Below are 15,600 nucleotides of genomic sequence, written 5' to 3' on the forward strand. Positions count from 1 at the left end.
CGGCAGTGCAGCGAAAGCGGATCTACGAACCACGGGGGGCAGGAGCGACGCACACCCGGTGCGTCCGGACGAACGACGAAGGGGCCGCAGCACCATGGCTGTACTCGCCGAATCCGGATCGAACCCCGACGTCGAACTGCTCTACGACATCAACGGCCTGGCCAAGGACGCCCCCGGCTGGTTCGACCGGGTCATGGAGTTCGTCGGGGAGTACGGCCTGCTCCTCGCCATGGTGCTGCTGGTCCTGTGGTGCTGGTGGTCCGTGCGGCGCCGGGGCGGCGAGGAGGCGGCGCCCTCGGTGGCCGCGCTGGTGTGGGCGCCGCTCGCGGCCGGCCTCGCGGTGCTGGTGAACGTGCCGATACGGGGTTTCGTGGAGCGCCCCCGCCCCTTCAACGACCACCAGGGCCTGGACGTCCTCGTCAGCGGCAAGACCGACTTCTCCTTCGTCAGCGACCACGCCACGATCACGATGGCGCTCGGCGTGGGGCTCTTCGTCGCCCACCGCCGCTTCGGCCTTGCCGGCATCGGCCTGGCCCTGCTGGAGGGCTTCTGCCGGGTCTACATGGGCGTGCACTACCCGACGGACGTCATCGGCGGCTTCGCCCTCGGTACGGCGGTCGTCCTGCTGCTGTCCCCGCCGGCCGCGGCGCTGCTCACGCCGCTGATGCGGGCCGTGGAGCGCTCGCCCCGGGCCGGCCGGCTCATCCGGCGCGGAGCGCCGGCCGGGAGCGGCCCGGACGCCCTGCTGCCCAGCGCCCGCAAGCCGATGGAAACCGAGGAGCGCGACCTGGCGGCGTAGCCCTACGCTCCCGCGCATGACCGAGTTCTACGCCACGGTGTGCCTGCCGCCCACCCCGCCCGAGCGGGTGCCGGACGCCCTCGCCGTGGCCATGGCCCCGTACGACATGAACGCCACGGACGACTGGAACCCGGTCGGCGAATGGGACGGGTGGATCGTCCAGGTCCACCCCGCGGCCCCGTACCTCGTCCGTCCCGCGTACGACGGCGACCCCAGGCTGCTCACGTCCGCCACAGTCCCGGCGCACAGGGCCGGCCTCGCGCCGCTCGGCCCGCTGGAGTGCCACGGCGGCCCGCGCGGCCTGCTCGACTTCGCCGCCATGCGGCAGCGGGCGGCACGGCAGCACGACGCGCCGCGCGCCGCCGTCGCCGGGCACGCCCTGCTCACGCTGGACGGCCGGTGGCGGGACGGCGGCGTCGACGGGTACCGGGAATGGGCCGACGAGCAGCTGGAGCACCTCGACCCGGAGGCCGTGGTGGTCGGCGTGCTCTGCCACCGCTGAGGGCTACAGCCCCTGCGCGTAGGTGAAGAAGCGCTGCGGGTCGTACTGCTTCTTCACCTTGGCCAGCCGGGTCGCGGCGTCCCCGTAGTAGGCCTTCTTCCAGTCCTTCAGGGTCGCGTCGGTGTAGTTCTGGTAGGCGGCGCCCGAGGCGTACGGCTTCATCGCGTCGTGGGCCGTGGTCAGCCAGGACTGCGCGGTGGTGCCGGAGGCCCCCGCGCCCCAGGAGGCGATGTACTGGGCCAGCATCCGCGAGCGGCGGTGGACGAACGCGGTCGCGGTCGGGGAGACCCGGTTGACCGCGCCGCCGAGCGCCGTGAACGCGATGCTGCCCCCGCCGCCCCGCACCGAGGAGATCTGCTTCAGCACGGTCTGGATGCCGGCGGCGGACAGCGAGCGGTCGAAGAAGTCGGAGCGGGCCGCGTACGTCTCGCGGCCCAGCTTGCCCTGCGGGGAGCGGCCCGGCGTGGAGCCCGGCAGATGGCACTGGGCGTCGGTGGCGAAGGAGGAGCAGTTGGCGTAGATCTCCATGGCCTCCTCGTAGCCGCGGCGGTGCAGGGAGACCGAGGCGGCGTTCGCGCCGGCCAGGTGGGCCAGGCGGTCCACGGCGTTCTGCAGCTCGCCGTAGGTGCCCAGGGAGAAGCAGGACACGGAGACGGCCGGGGTGCGGCCCGGGGAGCACGACAGGTGCAGGGAGGACCAGATCTCGTCGGGCTGGCTCGGGCCCCACTCCTGCCACGCCTTGAGCACCTTGGCGGCCTTGGACCAGGGCCACGTCATGTGGGCGGTCACGGCCTGCGGCGCGGCATGGGTCTTGAAGTGCAGTTCGGTGACGACGCCGAAGTTGCCGTTGCCGGCGCCGCGCAGCGCCCAGAAGAGATCGGAGTGGTGGCTCGCGTCGGCGGTGACCTGGGTGCCGTCCGCCGTGATCAGGGTGGCCTGGGTGAGGCTGTCGCAGGTCAGGCCGTAGGCGCGGGACACGACGCCGTGGCCGCCGCCGAGCACGAGCCCGGAGACGCCGACGGTGGGGCAGGAGCCCGCGGGTATGGTCACGCCCTTCGCGCCCAGCGCCCGGTAGACGTCGATCAGCTTGGAGCCGGCGCCGACGACCGCCTGGTCGCCGCTGACCCGGATCCGGTTCAGCCGGGACACGTCGAGGATCAGCCGGCTGTCGCCGGAGGAGTAGCCCGCGTAGGAGTGGCCGCCGTTGCGTATCGACACCTTGATGCCGTGCGCGCGGGCGTACGACAGGAGGGTGCGGATGTCGGCGGCGTGCGCCGCGTAGGCCACCGCGGCGGGCTTCAGGCCGTCGAAGCGGGTGTTGTACAGCTGGTGGGCGGTCCTCCAGGAGGCGTCGCCTGGCCGTACCAGGCTGCCGTCCAGGTCACGGGCGAGGGCCGCCCAGTTCGCCGCGGCGGTCGCGCTGGTGGTCTTCAGGGACGTAAGAGAGGATGAGCGCGACGGCGTACCGGGGTGCGCCGCCGCAGGGGCGGAAGATCCACCGCTCGCACCGCACCCGGTCAGTGCGGTCGTCGCCAGGGCGACCGCGCCGCCCGAGATGAACGTACGCCGTTCCATGTCCGTCGCCTTTCCTCGGCTGTCGTGGAACGAGACGACGTCCCGCGCGGCGGGGTTCCCCCGGACGGGTGAAGAACACCGAACGCGCGCCCGTGTCAGCCCTTCGTCGGAATCTCCATGTGCTCTCCCCGTAAGCATTCCGTGACCTAACCAGGCCGACGGCAGGGGTTCACCCTCCGTTTACTTCTGGCCATCGGTGCCTTCACCTGATCTGCCTAATTTCGGCCGTACACGGTGCGGGGCGCGGTCACGGATGCGCTCTCCGCACTCACTTACCTCGCGCGCCGCCGACAGCGGCGGCTCCTGGAAGGAACTTCCGAACGTGATGCTTCAGCGCAAGAACCGGCTGCGCGCCCTCTCTCTCGGTGCTGTCGCCGTCACCGGCGCCCTGGCTCTGACGGCGTGCGGCTCCGACGACAACGGCGACGGCGGCAAGGCCTCGGGCAACCCGTCCTCGTCCGCCGCCGCCGGCTCGGTCAAGTGCGACGACGCCAAGGGCCAGCTGCTCGCAGACGGCTCCTCCGCGCAGAAGAACGCGATCGACGCCTGGGTGAAGGCCTTCTCGCAGGCCTGTGGCGTTCAGATCAACTACAAGGGTGCCGGTTCCGGCGCCGGTGTGACCTCCTTCAACCAGGGCCAGATCGCCTTCGCCGGTTCGGACTCGCCGCTGAAGCCCGAAGAGGTCACCGCCTCCAAGCAGGTCTGCAAGGGCGGCCAGGGCATCGACCTCCCGATGGTCGGCGGCCCGATCGCCCTCGGTTACAACGTCCCGGGTGTCGACAACCTGGTCCTGGACGCCCCGACGCTCGCCAAGATCTTCGACAGCAAGATCAAGAACTGGAACGACGAGGCGATCAAGAAGCTGAACCCGGGCGCGAAGCTTCCCGACCTGAAGATCCAGGCCTTCCACCGCTCCGAGGACTCCGGCACCACGGACAACTTCACCAAGTACCTGATCGCCACCGCCCCGGACAACTGGAAGTACTCCGGCGGCAAGGCCTGGCAGGCGCAGGGCGGCCAGGCGGCCTCCGGCTCCGCCGGTGTGGCCCAGGGCGTCAAGCAGAACTCCGGCGCGATCGGCTACTTCGAGCTGTCCTACGCCAAGGACATGAACACGGTCGCCATCAACACCGGCGCCAAGACCCCGGTCAAGCCGTCCACCGAGTCCGCCACCGCGGACATCGCCGCGGCCAAGGTCGTCGGCACCGGCAAGGACCTGGCCCTCCAGCTCGACTACAAGACCAAGGCCGAGGGCGCGTACCCGATCACCCTGGTCACGTACGAGATCGTCTGCGACAAGGGCAACAAGGCCGACACCCTGCCCGCGACCAAGGCGTTCCTGAAGTACATCGCCAGCGAGGACGGCCAGAAGGTCCTGGGCGAGAACGACTACGCCCCGATCCCCGCCGAGATCATCGCGAAGGTCCGTACGACTGTCGACGGCCTGAGCTGACCTGATCCGAGAGTGCGGCCCGGTTCCTCACAGGGCCGGGCCGCACCGTCCGGTGCACCGCCGCCACGAGCCGCGGCCCCCAGCGGGCCCGTGGCTCCGCAGACCGGAGAATCCGATGGACATATCTACGACAACTGACGTCCCTCCCCCCACGCCACAGCCCACGGTCGCCCAGCAGAAGCGCGCGTCCCGTGGTGCCACCCGTCCCGGTGACCGCATCTTCCTGGGCCTGTCCCGGGGTTCCGGCATCCTGCTGCTGGTGATCATGGCCGCGATCGCGGTCTTCCTCACCTACCGCGCCTCGCTCGCGATCAGCAAGGACCACGGGAACTTCCTGACCACCTTCGAGTGGAACACCAACCTCACCCCGCCGGTCTTCGGCATCGCGGTGCTCGCCTTCGGCACGGTCGTCTCCTCGGTCATCGCCATGGCCATCGCGGTCCCGATCGCCATCGGGATCGCGCTGTTCCTCACGCACTACGCCCCGCGCAAGCTGAGCGGTCCGATCGCCTATGTGATCGACCTGCTCGCCGCCGTGCCGTCCATCGTGTACGGCCTCTGGGGCGCCCTGATCCTCGTCCCGCACATGCAGGGACTGTACGGCTGGCTGAACGACTACCTCGGCTGGACCGGCATCTTCTCCTGGGAGGGCGGCGCCCCCCGCGCGATGCTCACCGTCGGCATCCTGCTGGCGATCATGATCCTGCCGATCATCACCAACGTCAGCCGTGAGGTGTTCCGGCAGGTCCCGCGGATGCACGAGGAGGCCGCGCTGGCCCTCGGCGCCACCCGCTGGGAGGTCGTCCGCATGGCCGTCCTGCCGTTCGGCCGCTCCGGCGTGATCTCCGCCTCGATGCTCGGTCTCGGCCGTGCCCTCGGCGAGACGATGGCCGTGGCCACCGTGCTCTCCCCGAGCTACGACATCCAGGCCAGCCTGCTGAACCCGGGCGGCGGCACCTTCGCCCAGAACATCGCCAGCAAGTTCGGTGAGGCCACCGAGCAGGGCCGGGACGCGCTGATCGCGTCCGGTCTCGTCCTCTTCGTCATCACCCTGCTGGTCAACGGCGCGGCCCGCGCGATCATCGCCCGCCGCAAGGAGTACTCGGGGGCCAACGCATGAGCACCGCAGCCGTCAGCGACAAGCGCCCCAGCACGCTGCGCGCCGCCAGCCTCCCGAAGTGGACGGCGCCGGCGATCGCCGCGGGCGCGCTCGCCCTCGGGGTCGGGATCAGCTTCGCAGCCGATCTGCACAGCAAGATCCAGTGGGGCCTGATCGCCGCGCTCCTCTTCGTCCTCGGCACCTACGTCATCTCCGCCCGGGTCGAGGGCCGCCGGCAGGCCAAGGACCGGATCGCCACCTCGCTCGTCTGGGTCGCCTTCCTGCTCGCCGTCATCCCGCTGGTCTCCCTGGTGTGGACGACCATCTCGCGCGGCGTGAAGGTGCTCGACGTCTACTTCCTCACCCACTCGATGGGTGTCGTCGCCGACTCCGAGCCCGGCGGCGGCATCTACCACGCCATCATCGGCAGCCTGGAGCAGGTCAGCCTCGCCACCGCCATCGGCGCCCCGATCGGTGTGATGACCGCGATCTACCTGGTCGAGTACGGGCGGGGCCGCCTCGCCACGGCCGTCACCTTCTTCGTCGACGTCATGACGGGTATCCCGTCGATCGTCGCGGGCCTGTTCATCCTCAGCCTGATGCTCATCTTCGAGATGCAGCCGTTCGGCTTCGCCGGTTCGCTGGCTCTGGCCATCCTGATGATGCCGGTCGTCGTCCGCTCCACCGAGGAGATGCTGAAGCTCGTACCGAACGAGCTGCGCGAGGCCTCGCTGGCGCTCGGTGTGCCGAAGTGGCGGACCATCCTGAAGGTGGTCCTGCCGACCTCCATCGGCGGCATCACCACCGGCATCATGCTGGCCATCGCCCGGATCGCGGGCGAGACCGCGCCCGTGCTGCTGCTGGTGTTCGGCAACCCGTTCATCAACAACAACCCGTTCGAGGGCGCGCAGGCCTCGCTGCCGCTGTACATCTACCAGCAGTACGCGCAGAGCGCGGGCGCCAACGCGGCCTACGACCGGGCCTGGGCGGCGTCCCTCACGCTGATCGCCTTCGTGATGATCCTGAACCTGCTGGCCCGCGGCATCGCCCGCTGGAAGGCCCCGAAGACCGGTCGCTGAGCATCGAGCAGCGGCTAGCGCCGCGTGGCGGCCCCACATAGCGACCGAGCTTGAATTTTCTGGAAGTGAAGTAGACATGGCCAAGCGAATCGACGTAAGCGGACTCACCGCCTACTACGGCTCCCACAAGGCGATCGAAGACATCTCGATGACGGTCGAGCCGCGCTCGGTGACGGCGTTCATCGGCCCCTCCGGCTGCGGCAAGTCGACGTTCCTGCGCACGCTGAACCGTATGCACGAGGTCACCCCCGGTGGCCGCGTCGAGGGCAAGGTGCTCCTCGACGACGAGGACCTGTACGGGGCCGGGATCGACCCGGTGTCGGTCCGCCGCGAGGTGGGCATGGTCTTCCAGCGCCCGAACCCGTTCCCCACGATGTCGATCTTCGACAATGTGGCGGCCGGTCTGCGCCTGAACGGCAGCTACCGCAAGAGCGAGCTGAACGACGTCGTCGAGAAGTCGCTCAAGGGCGCGAACCTCTGGAACGAGGTCAAGGACCGCCTGAACAAGCCGGGCTCCGGCCTCTCGGGCGGCCAGCAGCAGCGTCTGTGCATCGCGCGGGCGATCGCGGTCGAGCCCAAGGTGCTGCTCATGGACGAGCCGTGCTCCGCCCTCGACCCGATCTCCACCCTCGCCATCGAGGACCTGATCGGTGAGCTGAAGGAGCGCTTCACGATCGTCATCGTGACGCACAACATGCAGCAGGCGGCGCGTGTCTCGGACCGTACGGCGTTCTTCAACCTGGCGGCGGTGGGCCAGCCCGGCCGTCTGATCGAGATCGACGACACCGAGCGGATCTTCTCCAACCCGTCCGTCCAGGCCACCGAGGACTACATCTCCGGCCGCTTCGGCTGAGCCGGAGCCTCTGAACCCCTCGCGGTGCTGCATGGCGGTGCCACCGCGAGGATGCAAAAGGGCCCGCCCCTGGCTCCCGGGGGCGGGCCCGCCGCGTTCGGTACGGGGCGTCGGCCGGGGCTTCGGGGCTTCGCCCCTGGCCCCGGGTCCTTTCGCCCACCCACCCACCCGACTCGGTCGGCCGAGAGGCGGGAGTCGAGTGCGCGAGGCCGGCGGGGGTGATCGCGGACCGGGCGGCTGGGGGTGGTGGGGTGTTCGTCGGGTGCCGTCCCAGCGCCGGTTAGGTCTCGGCGGGTGGGTGGGGCCCCGGTGGCGGGTGTGGTCCCGGCGCCGGTTAGGTCTCGGCGGGTGGGTGGGGGTCCCGGCGCCGGTCAGGTCCCGGCGGGTGGGTGAAGCCCCGGCGCGGGTGCGGTCCCGGCGCCGGTTAGGTCCCGGCGGGTGGGTGGGGCGCCGGTGGCGGGTGCCGTCTCGGCGTCGGTCAGGTTTCGGCGGGTGGGTGGGGGAGCGTTACAGCGCTACCAGTTTGACCACGCCGAAGGAGAGCGCGGCGACCAGCGCGGCGGCCGGCATGGTGATGAACCAGCCGAGGACGATGTTCTTGGCGACGCCCCAGCGGACGGCGTTCACCCGCTTCGTCGCGCCCACGCCCATGATCGCCGAGGTGATGACATGGGTCGTGGAGATGGGGGCCTTGAACAGGAACGCGGTGGTGAACATGATCGACGCGCCCGTCGTCTCGGCGGCGAAGCCCTGCGGCGGGTCGAGTTCGATGATCTTGCGGCCGAGCGTGCGCATGATCCGCCAGCCGCCGGCGTAGGTGCCGAGGGACAGCATCACGGCGCAGACGATCTTCACCCAGACCGGGATCGGGTCGCCGTACGTCTCATGGCCGGAAATCACCAGTGCCATCACCACGACGCCCATCGTCTTCTGGGCGTCCTGGAGACCGTGACCCAGCGCCATGCCGGCCGCCGAGACGGTCTGGGCTATACGGAAGCCGCGCTTGGCCTTGTGCGGGTTGGACCGGCGGAAGAGCCACATGATCGCCGTCATGACCAGGTAGCCGACGACCAGGCCCACGAGCGGCGACAGGAACATCGGGATGATGACCTTGTCGATCACTCCGTGCCAGATCACCGTCGTACCGCCCGCGAGCGCCGCGCCCACCAGGCCGCCGAACAGGGCGTGGGAGGACGAGGACGGCAGACCGAAGTACCAGGTGACGAGGTTCCAGACGATCGCGCCCACCAGGCCGGCGAAGAGGATGCCCATCCCCTTGGAGCCCTGGGGCGTCTCGATCAGGCCCTCGCTGACCGTCTTGGCGACCCCGGAGCCGAGGAAGGCACCCGCGAGGTTCATCACCGCGGCCATGGCGAGGGCCGCCCGCGGGGTCAGCGCCCGCGTCGACACCGACGTCGCGATCGCGTTCGCCGAGTCGTGGAAACCGTTCGTGTACGTGAAGAAGAGCGCGACCGCGACGGTCACGACCAGAGCGAAGGTGTCCATCGACGCCTCAGGACTCCTTGACGGCGATGGTCTCCACCGTGTTCGCCACGTGCTCGAACGCGTCCGCCGCCTCTTCCAGGACGTCCACGATCTGCTTGAGCTTCAGCACCTCGATCGCGTCGTACTTGCCGTTGAAGAGGTGGGCGAGCAGCTTGCGGTGGATCTGGTCGGCCTGGTTCTCCAGCCGGTTGACCTCGATCCAGTACTCGGTCAGGTTCTCCAGTGTGCGCAGGTGGGGCATGGCCTCGGCGGTCAGCTCGGCCGCCCGGGCCAGCACCTCGATCTGCTGTTCGACGCCCTTCGGCAGTTCCTCGACGTTGTAGAGGACGACCAGGTCGACGGCCTCCTCCATGAAGTCCATGATGTCGTCCAGGGAACCGGCGAGGGTGTAGATGTCCTCGCGGTCGAACGGCGTGATGAACGAGGAGTTCAGCTGGTGGAAGATCGCGTGCGTGGCGTCGTCACCTGCGTGTTCCGCGGCCCGCATACGCTCTGCGATCTCGGCCCGGGCAGACGCGTCCGCCCCGAGCAGTTCCATCAGGAGTTTCGAGCCCGTGACGATGTTGTCCGCGGACGCGGCAAACATGTCGTAGAAGCTCGTCTCCCTGGGGGTCAGACGAAAGCGCACGTGGGATCCTCGGGGTGCTTCGGTTTCGGTCAGGCTGATGCTAGGCGCATCATCCGGCCACGGCTAATGGGCCGTCCCCCAGTGTCGCCCATCAGGCACAGTGATCAGCACGGGGGCGTACCAAGGGCTCCCTACCCCGCAAAGTTCGTTACCATATACCCAGTAGGGGTATGTATCCCGTTCTGTGTCCGCAGCTCGTCCCGAGACGGAGGCCCGCGATGACGACGACCGAGGCCGGCGCCACGCACCACGGCTACCACAAGCAGAAGGACGAGCACCTCAAGCGGCTGCGCCGGATCGAGGGGCAGATCCGCGGCCTGCAGCGGATGGTGGACGAGGACACCTACTGCATCGACATACTCACCCAGGTCTCCGCCTCGACCAAGGCCCTGCAGTCCTTCGCGCTGCAACTGCTGGAGGAGCACCTGCGGCACTGCGTCGCGGACGCGGCCCTCAAGGGCGGCGACGAGATCGAGGCCAAGGTGGACGAGGCGACGAAGGCGATCGGCCGGCTGCTGCGCACCTGAGCCGCCGCGGCCGTCCCGGCCCGCGCTCAGGCCGGATCTCGCTCCTCCGCCACGCGCAGCACCTCGTCGATGCTCTCCATGCTGAGCCGTTCCTCGGCTGCCGAGGCCGCGATGATCAGGTCGCCGCACAGCTCGATCTCGGCGAGGGCCACGTGGTCCTGAACCGCCGTGCCGCCGACCGGAGCCACCCGCCTCACCTCTTCTCTGCCGTCACCCACTTCCTAGGGTAGGCAGTGGTCTACACACCGCGCATGGCACGGACGGGCTACTTACGGGAGGGCGTCCCGGACTAGTGCGCCGGCCGGATTCAGGCGCTGCCGCCGGTGTCGTCCTCGGCGATCCGGCCCGCGTAGATGTCCGTCGGGGCCGGCAGCCGGACGTCGGCCGGGACGCCGAAGTCGTACAGGAGCAGGGTGGAGGCGACCGCCACGCTGGCCCGCTGGCGGCCGTTGACGAAGCTGAAGCGCTGCCGGAGCTTGCGGATCCGGCCCTCGTCGTCCAGGTAGGCGTCGAACGGGACCGCGGCCGTGGCGAACCCCTTTGCCGCCGCGGCCAGGGACGCCTTGTTCTCGGCCGAGGCGTACCGGACCGCCCGGCCCAGGTCGGCGGTGCCCCGGTAGTGCCGCACCGGGATCCCGGCCACCTCGGTCCGCTCGACGAAGGTCGCCTCGCGCGTGCCGCGCAGCACCTCGGCGGCGGCGAAGGGATCGGTCGCCCCGCCGGTGACCAGATTGCCGTCGGACAGCGTCGCGGTCTCCACCCGCACCCACTTGTCGGCGGGCACGCCCGCACCCCGGTTCTTCATGTACAGGGCGCCCGGGGCGAGCAGCTCGGTGATGGGCCGGTGCTCGGAGGCGCCCGCGGGGTCCTCGGGCAGCAGCACGGTGAGCCGGCCGAGGCGGCGCCGGTAGTCGTAGACGCCCTTGCCGCGGATGGTGACCCGGGTGCCGCCGGTGGCCATCTCCATCGAGGTGCCCGCCTTGGAGCTGCCCGCGTCGCGCAGCGCGTCGGCGGCCCGGTGCAGTGCGGTGACCGGATCGGACGGTCCCTTGACGTCCTCGGCGGCGGCCCCGCTGCCGGTACAGCCCGTGGCGGCCGTCCCGAGACCGAGGAGGATGCCCACCGTGACGGCCGTCGCGCCGGTCCGTCTGTGCTGCCGCCGATCCATGGCCTGCCTACCCCCAGCCGGTGTCCGTCACGGGCCCACTGTCGTCCGGTTAACGACGGGTAGGGGGCGTCGTCACGCGTCGCCGGGGCGGGCGGAGGCGGTGGCGGCCGTTTTCCCGCGGATGGGTAACGTTGTCGGGGTGGCAGTCACCTCGGCGCAGCAGGACGGGCCGGATCACGCCCGGCCCGGGCAGGAACACCTCACGACGACGACCGAGCAGGGCCCTTTCTGTACGGCCCGGTGCAGCTGCGGCTGGCGCGGCCCCGCCCGCCGGGCCCGCAGCCAGGCCCGCACGGACGCGGAGGCGCACACGGCGGACCGGTGACGAAAGCGGCCGTACCCGCGCCCGGCCCCCGGCTCAGCGCTGCCGCTCCCCGCGCCCGGCCGGCCGGCCGAGCGCTTCCACCAGGTCCCGGTCGCGGGGCTGGGTGAGCCGGGAGCGGGCCGCGGCCGGGGAGAGCCACAGAATGCGGTCCACCTCGGCATTGGGCGTGAAGTGGCCGGAAATCGCCTCTCCCGCCCAGTAGCGCACCCGCTTGGGCCGCCCATTGGCCGAATAGTGCAGGGTCGGCAGCTCGCCGCCGGGATCGGCCGCGTACCCGGTCTCCTCCGCGACCTCGCGCAGGGCGCCGGCGAGCGGGTCCTCACCCCGTTTGAGCTTGCCCTTGGGGTGGGACCAGTCGTCGTACTTCGGCCGGTGGACCAGGCAGATCTCCAGGTCGCCGGAGAGCGGGGAGCGGCGCCACAGCACACAGCCGGCCGCCTGGACCACCGAGTCGTTCACACCGCCTCCTCGCGGGGGTTCAGGGCGCGTGGACGGTCCGCGTCTGCCAGGCCTGCTGGAACGCGAACCGGGACGCCTCGACCTCGTGCCGCTGATCGGCGTGGAGCACGCCGAGCGCGTACGCGGTCGCGGGCGTGATCCGGGGCGTACGGGCCGCCTGTGCCGCCGCCGCGGCTGCCTCCGAGGCGTCCCGGTGCCGGTTCAGCGCCTGGCCCGCCGCCAGCAGCCGGGTGTCCACGGGGGCGCCGCCGAACCGCCGGCCCGGCTCGCGCGCGCAGGCGCCGCCGCCGTACAGCACCTCGCGGGCGTAGCGGTGCAGGCGCAGCAGCAGCCGGACCTGGTGCCAGGGGCCGTCCTGGGGGTGCGGGGACGGATCCGGGGACAGGCCGTGGACCAGGGCCTCCGCGTTGTAGGGGTGGCCCGCGGTGATCAGGGGGAGTGCGGCGACGGCGTCCGCGAGGCGCTCCTCGGCCGCGGCGGCGAGGGGGCGCAGGCCGGTGGCGGCGGCGGTGGGCGTGAGCGGGACCTCGCTGGCGAGCACGGCGACCTTGTCCGCGACGGCGTGGAAGCGGGAGGAGCCGAGGGCCTGGAGCGCCGTGGAGTGGGCCCTCGTCCGGGCCAGGGTCAGCTGGCGCTCCAGCAGGGCGCCCGCTTTGGCCGCGCCCACCGTGAGGGTGCCGCGCTCCGGTGCGGACGCCGGGCCGGCCGGCCGGCCCTCCGGTGCCGCCTTCACGGAGAGGGACGCCGGTCCGGCGGCACGGCTGCCGGCGGCCCCGGTGCCGACGGCCTGGACGGGCAGTGCCGTCGCCCCCGACAGCCGGTGCAGCGCCGCGAGCAGGCGCTCCAGACGGGCCTCGTACGCGTGCTCCAGGCCCAGCGTGCCGGAGAGCCAGGCCAGTTCGGGGCGCATCTCCTCGGACCAGTCGGCGTCGAGGAGCGGGCGGAACGTGTGCAGGCTGCCGCTGATGCGGCGGGCCGAGCGGCGCAGGGCGCGTGCCGCGTCGACGCACTCCTCCGCGCCGCCGTCCCCCGCGCCCGGGTATCCGCGCGCGGCGGCGCCCCCGCCGTTGCCCCCGGTCTCCCGGTGCAGGCGCAGGGCGCGGAGGAACTCCGTGGCCTGGGCGCGCAGATACCCCGCGAGGGCGTCTCCGGTCACCGCCTCGGCCGTGGGGTCCGTCGGGTCAAGGTGTTGCTGTGCCACGCCGGCGCCTCCGGGCGTCTATGAGCATCTCCTGGACGTTGCGCAGGGGTTGACCGTCCGCGTCGGTCGCATGTCGCCTCCACTCGCCGTCCGGGCCGAGGTGCCAGGAGGAGGTGCCGTCGGACATGCCGGTGTCCAGCAGCCGGTTGAGGGCTGCGCGGTGGCCGGGGTCCACGACCCGGACCAGCGCCTCTATCCGGCGGTCGAGGTTGCGGTGCATCATGTCGGCGCTGCCGATCCACACCTCGGGCTCGCCGCCGTTGCCGAAGGCGAAGACCCGGGAGTGTTCGAGGAAGCGGCCGAGGATGGAGCGGACCCGTATGTTCTCCGACAGGCCCGCGACACCGGGGCGGACCGCGCAGATGCCGCGCACCCACACGTCCACCGGCACGCCCGCCTGGGACGCGCGGTAGAGGGCGTCGATGACGGCCTCGTCCACGATCGAGTTGACCTTGATGCGGATGAAGGCCGGCCGGCCCGCGCGGTGGTGCTGGACCTCCTTGTGGATCCGGGAGACCAGGCCGTCGCGCAGGGACTTGGGCGCCACCAGCAGGCGGCGGTAGGTCTCCCGGCGCGAGTAGCCGGACAGCCGGTTGAACAGGTCGGAGAGGTCCGCGCCGACCTGCGGGTCGGCGGTGAGCAGCCCGAGGTCCTCGTACAGCCGGGCCGTCTTCGGGTGGTAGTTGCCCGTGCCGACATGGCTGTAGCGGCGCAGGGTCTCGCCCTCCTGGCGGACCACGAGGGACAGCTTGCAGTGCGTCTTCAGGCCGACCAGGCCGTAGACGACATGGCAGCCCGCCTCCTCCAGCTTGCGCGCCCACTTGATGTTGGCGTGCTCGTCGAAGCGGGCCTTGATCTCGACCAGGACGAGCACCTGCTTGCCGGACTCGGCCGCGTCTATCAGCGCGTCCACGATGGGCGAGTCGCCGGAGGTGCGGTACAGGGTCTGCTTGATCGCGAGGACGTCCGGGTCGGACGCCGCCTGCTCCAGGAAGGCCTGCACGGAGGTGGAGAAGCTGTCGTACGGGTGGTGCAGGAGCACGTCCCGGGTGCGCAGGGCCGCGAAGATGTCGGGCGCGGACGCCGACTCGACCTCGGCGAGGTCGCGGTGGGTGCCGGCGATGAACTTCCGGTACTTCAGCTCCGGCCGGTCGAGGCCGTGTATGCGGAAGAGGCCGGTGAGGTCGAGCGGGCCGGGCAGCGGGTAGACCTCGGCCTCGGAGATCTTCAGCTCGCGCACCAGCAGGTCCAGCACCTCGCGGTCGATGGACTCCTCGACCTCCAGGCGCACCGGCGGCCCGAAGCGGCGCCGCATGAGTTCCTTCTCCAGGGCCTGGAGGAGGTTCTCGGTGTCGTCCTCCTCGACCTCCAGGTCCTCGTTGCGGGTGATCCGGAAGGCGTGGTGCTCCAGGATCTCCATGCCCGGGAAGAGTTCTTCCAGGTGGTTGGGGGCCGCGATGACGTCCTCGATGGGGACGTAGCGGCCCGGGGAGGCCTCCAGGAAGCGGGACAGCAGCGGCGGCACCTTCACGCGGGCGAAGTGCTTGTGGCCGCTGACCGGGTTGCGTACGACGACGGCCAGGTTCAGGGAGAGGCCGGAGATGTACGGGAAGGGGTGCGCGGGGTCGACGGCCAGCGGGGTGAGGACCGGGAAGATCTGGTGCCGGAAGAGCGTGAAGAGCCGGGCCTGCTCCTTCTCGGTCAGCTCGGACCAGCGGACCAGGTGGATGCCCTCCTCCGCGAGCGAGGGGGCGACGTCCTCGTGGTAGCAGGCGGCGTGCCGGGCCATCAGCTCACGGGAGCGGGCCCAGATCATCTCCAGCACCTCGCGGGGCTGGAGGCCGGAGGCGGAGCGGGTGGCGACGCCGGTGGCGATACGGCGCTTCAGGCCGGCCACCCGGACCATGAAGAACTCGTCCAGGTTGCTGGCGAAGATCGCGAGGAAGTTCGCGCGCTCCAGCAGGGGCGTGTTCGGGTCCTCGGCCAGTTCGAGGACCCGCTCGTTGAAGGCGAGCCAGCTGCGTTCCCGGTCGAGGAAGCGGCCCTGGGGCAGGGGGGTGCCGTCGCCAGGGGACTCCTCGTAGGCGTCGAGGTCCGCGTCGAGGTCGGGTTCCAGGTCGGAGACCGTCGCGGCCACGGTGTGCGGGCGGTGCGCGGCGAGGGAGCCCACGGGGGGCTGCTGCTTCGTGCTGTCGCTGTCGCCCGCGGAGCCTGCGCTGAGTGCGGTGGTGGCTGACGGGTGGGCCTCTGCCTGGGTGTCTTGCTGACTCATGAACCCATTCTTCCGCGCAACGGGCGACACAGGCGCGTCGGAACGTGCGGGTGGGAGCTTCACGGCCCCGTTCCCCGCTGCTCGCTCCTCGGGGGGCGGCGAAGGCTCTGGCACGGCGGGCTTCATTGGCCGAGCGTCGCAAGTCTGGCTGAAT

16 protein-coding genes are annotated in these 15,600 nt (G+C 71.0%); 8 read left to right on the top strand and 8 right to left on the bottom strand.

Translation table 11 applies throughout. The features are described from left to right. Nucleotides 1-94 precede the first annotated feature (94 nt). Both ACF073_RS15215 and ACF073_RS15220 read left to right on the top strand, forming a co-directional pair. Entirely contained in the window at nucleotides 95-799 is a 705-nt protein-coding gene (locus ACF073_RS15215) for a phosphatase PAP2 family protein (protein WP_392070036.1), read from the top strand. 16 nt (nucleotides 800-815) lie between these two features. After that, nucleotides 816-1,301, top strand: coding sequence for a hypothetical protein (locus ACF073_RS15220; RefSeq protein WP_392070038.1), 486 nt, complete (start codon nucleotides 816-818; stop codon nucleotides 1,299-1,301). Nucleotides 1,302-1,304: 3 nt separating this feature from the next. Here ACF073_RS15220 and ACF073_RS15225 read toward each other — a convergent pair whose 3' ends face one another. Beyond that, a complete protein-coding gene (locus tag ACF073_RS15225) occupies nucleotides 1,305-2,876 on the bottom strand; it encodes an FAD-binding oxidoreductase (RefSeq protein WP_392070040.1) in 1,572 nt (523 codons plus the stop codon). A 322-nt stretch (nucleotides 2,877-3,198) separates the two neighbouring features. Between ACF073_RS15225 and pstS the strand changes: the two genes are divergently transcribed. The 4 genes from pstS to pstB all read left to right on the top strand — a co-directional run bounded on the left by pstS (nucleotide 3,199) and on the right by pstB (nucleotide 7,360). Then, nucleotides 3,199-4,329 carry a phosphate ABC transporter substrate-binding protein PstS gene (pstS, locus tag ACF073_RS15230; RefSeq protein WP_392070042.1) on the top strand — a complete coding sequence of 377 codons (1,131 nt, stop codon included), beginning with the start codon at nucleotides 3,199-3,201 and terminating at the stop codon, nucleotides 4,327-4,329. Nucleotides 4,330-4,444: 115 nt separating this feature from the next. Further along, on the top strand, nucleotides 4,445-5,449 hold the full coding sequence (gene pstC, locus ACF073_RS15235; RefSeq protein WP_392070044.1) for a phosphate ABC transporter permease subunit PstC: 1,005 nt from the start codon (nucleotides 4,445-4,447) through the stop codon (nucleotides 5,447-5,449). After that, nucleotides 5,446-6,507: a phosphate ABC transporter permease PstA gene (gene pstA, locus ACF073_RS15240; protein ID WP_392070046.1), complete on the top strand. Its 1,062-nt coding sequence runs from the start codon at nucleotides 5,446-5,448 to the stop codon at nucleotides 6,505-6,507. Before pstC ends, pstA begins: the two co-directional genes overlap by 4 nt. A 76-nt stretch (nucleotides 6,508-6,583) precedes the next feature. Beyond that, nucleotides 6,584-7,360: a phosphate ABC transporter ATP-binding protein PstB gene (gene pstB / locus ACF073_RS15245; protein WP_392070048.1), complete on the top strand. Its 777-nt coding sequence runs from the start codon at nucleotides 6,584-6,586 to the stop codon at nucleotides 7,358-7,360. A gap of 507 nt (nucleotides 7,361-7,867) precedes the next feature. On the opposite strand, the gene ACF073_RS15250 is transcribed toward pstB, so the two are convergent. Then, the gene (locus ACF073_RS15250; protein WP_392070050.1) at nucleotides 7,868-8,866 is read right to left on the bottom strand and encodes an anion permease; all 999 of its coding nucleotides are present in this window, start codon (nucleotides 8,864-8,866) and stop codon (nucleotides 7,868-7,870) included. Between the two features lie 7 nt (nucleotides 8,867-8,873). Next, nucleotides 8,874-9,494 carry a DUF47 domain-containing protein gene (locus ACF073_RS15255; RefSeq protein WP_392070052.1) on the bottom strand — a complete coding sequence of 207 codons (621 nt, stop codon included), beginning with the start codon at nucleotides 9,492-9,494 and terminating at the stop codon, nucleotides 8,874-8,876. A 218-nt stretch (nucleotides 9,495-9,712) separates the two neighbouring features. Here ACF073_RS15255 and ACF073_RS15260 point away from each other — a divergent pair, with 218 nt between their 5' ends. Continuing rightward, nucleotides 9,713-10,021, top strand: a complete 309-nt coding sequence (locus tag ACF073_RS15260) for a metal-sensitive transcriptional regulator (protein ID WP_392070054.1) — start codon at nucleotides 9,713-9,715, stop codon at nucleotides 10,019-10,021. Between the two features lie 26 nt (nucleotides 10,022-10,047). Here ACF073_RS15260 and ACF073_RS15265 read toward each other — a convergent pair whose 3' ends face one another. Both ACF073_RS15265 and ACF073_RS15270 read right to left on the bottom strand, forming a co-directional pair. After that, nucleotides 10,048-10,209 carry a hypothetical protein gene (locus tag ACF073_RS15265; RefSeq protein WP_392070989.1) on the bottom strand — a complete coding sequence of 54 codons (162 nt, stop codon included), beginning with the start codon at nucleotides 10,207-10,209 and terminating at the stop codon, nucleotides 10,048-10,050. A gap of 119 nt (nucleotides 10,210-10,328) precedes the next feature. Continuing rightward, nucleotides 10,329-11,189, bottom strand: a complete 861-nt coding sequence (locus ACF073_RS15270; protein WP_392070056.1) for a hypothetical protein — start codon at nucleotides 11,187-11,189, stop codon at nucleotides 10,329-10,331. A gap of 139 nt (nucleotides 11,190-11,328) precedes the next feature. On the opposite strand from ACF073_RS15270, the gene ACF073_RS15275 reads away from it, so the two are divergent. Further along, complete coding sequence (locus ACF073_RS15275; RefSeq protein ID WP_392070058.1) at nucleotides 11,329-11,514, top strand: hypothetical protein; 186 nt, start codon at nucleotides 11,329-11,331, stop codon at nucleotides 11,512-11,514. Between the two features lie 33 nt (nucleotides 11,515-11,547). Here the strand turns inward: ACF073_RS15275 and ACF073_RS15280 are convergent, their stop codons facing one another. Genes ACF073_RS15280 through ACF073_RS15290 form a run of 3 tightly spaced genes read right to left on the bottom strand, consistent with a single transcriptional unit; the run spans nucleotide 11,548 to nucleotide 15,572 of the window. Beyond that, entirely contained in the window at nucleotides 11,548-11,973 is a 426-nt protein-coding gene (locus tag ACF073_RS15280; RefSeq protein ID WP_392070059.1) for an NUDIX hydrolase, read from the bottom strand. Between the two features lie 19 nt (nucleotides 11,974-11,992). After that, nucleotides 11,993-13,174: a CHAD domain-containing protein gene (locus ACF073_RS15285; RefSeq protein ID WP_392070061.1), complete on the bottom strand. Its 1,182-nt coding sequence runs from the start codon at nucleotides 13,172-13,174 to the stop codon at nucleotides 11,993-11,995. Then, nucleotides 13,155-15,572, bottom strand: a complete 2,418-nt coding sequence (locus ACF073_RS15290) for an RNA degradosome polyphosphate kinase (RefSeq protein WP_392070063.1) — start codon at nucleotides 15,570-15,572, stop codon at nucleotides 13,155-13,157. The genes ACF073_RS15285 and ACF073_RS15290 overlap by 20 nt, the downstream gene beginning before the upstream one ends. Nucleotides 15,573-15,600 lie beyond the last annotated feature (28 nt).

Origin of the sequence: Streptomyces sp. NPDC015171 (genome assembly GCF_043079545.1) — a bacterium.
GTDB lineage: Bacteria > Actinomycetota > Actinomycetes > Streptomycetales > Streptomycetaceae > Streptomyces.

Coding starts and splice junctions, on each gene's coding strand:
- ACF073_RS15215 (WP_392070036.1), top strand. CDS start 95: ATGGCTGTACTCGCCGAATCCGGATCGAACCCCGACGTCGAACTGCTC.
- ACF073_RS15220 (WP_392070038.1), top strand. CDS start 816: ATGACCGAGTTCTACGCCACGGTGTGCCTGCCGCCCACCCCGCCCGAG.
- ACF073_RS15225 (WP_392070040.1), bottom strand. CDS start 2,876: ATGGAACGGCGTACGTTCATCTCGGGCGGCGCGGTCGCCCTGGCGACG.
- pstC (WP_392070044.1), top strand. CDS start 4,445: ATGGACATATCTACGACAACTGACGTCCCTCCCCCCACGCCACAGCCC.
- pstA (WP_392070046.1), top strand. CDS start 5,446: ATGAGCACCGCAGCCGTCAGCGACAAGCGCCCCAGCACGCTGCGCGCC.
- pstB (WP_392070048.1), top strand. CDS start 6,584: ATGGCCAAGCGAATCGACGTAAGCGGACTCACCGCCTACTACGGCTCC.
- ACF073_RS15250 (WP_392070050.1), bottom strand. CDS start 8,866: ATGGACACCTTCGCTCTGGTCGTGACCGTCGCGGTCGCGCTCTTCTTC.
- ACF073_RS15260 (WP_392070054.1), top strand. CDS start 9,713: ATGACGACGACCGAGGCCGGCGCCACGCACCACGGCTACCACAAGCAG.
- ACF073_RS15270 (WP_392070056.1), bottom strand. CDS start 11,189: ATGGATCGGCGGCAGCACAGACGGACCGGCGCGACGGCCGTCACGGTG.
- ACF073_RS15290 (WP_392070063.1), bottom strand. CDS start 15,572: ATGAAGCCCGCCGTGCCAGAGCCTTCGCCGCCCCCCGAGGAGCGAGCA.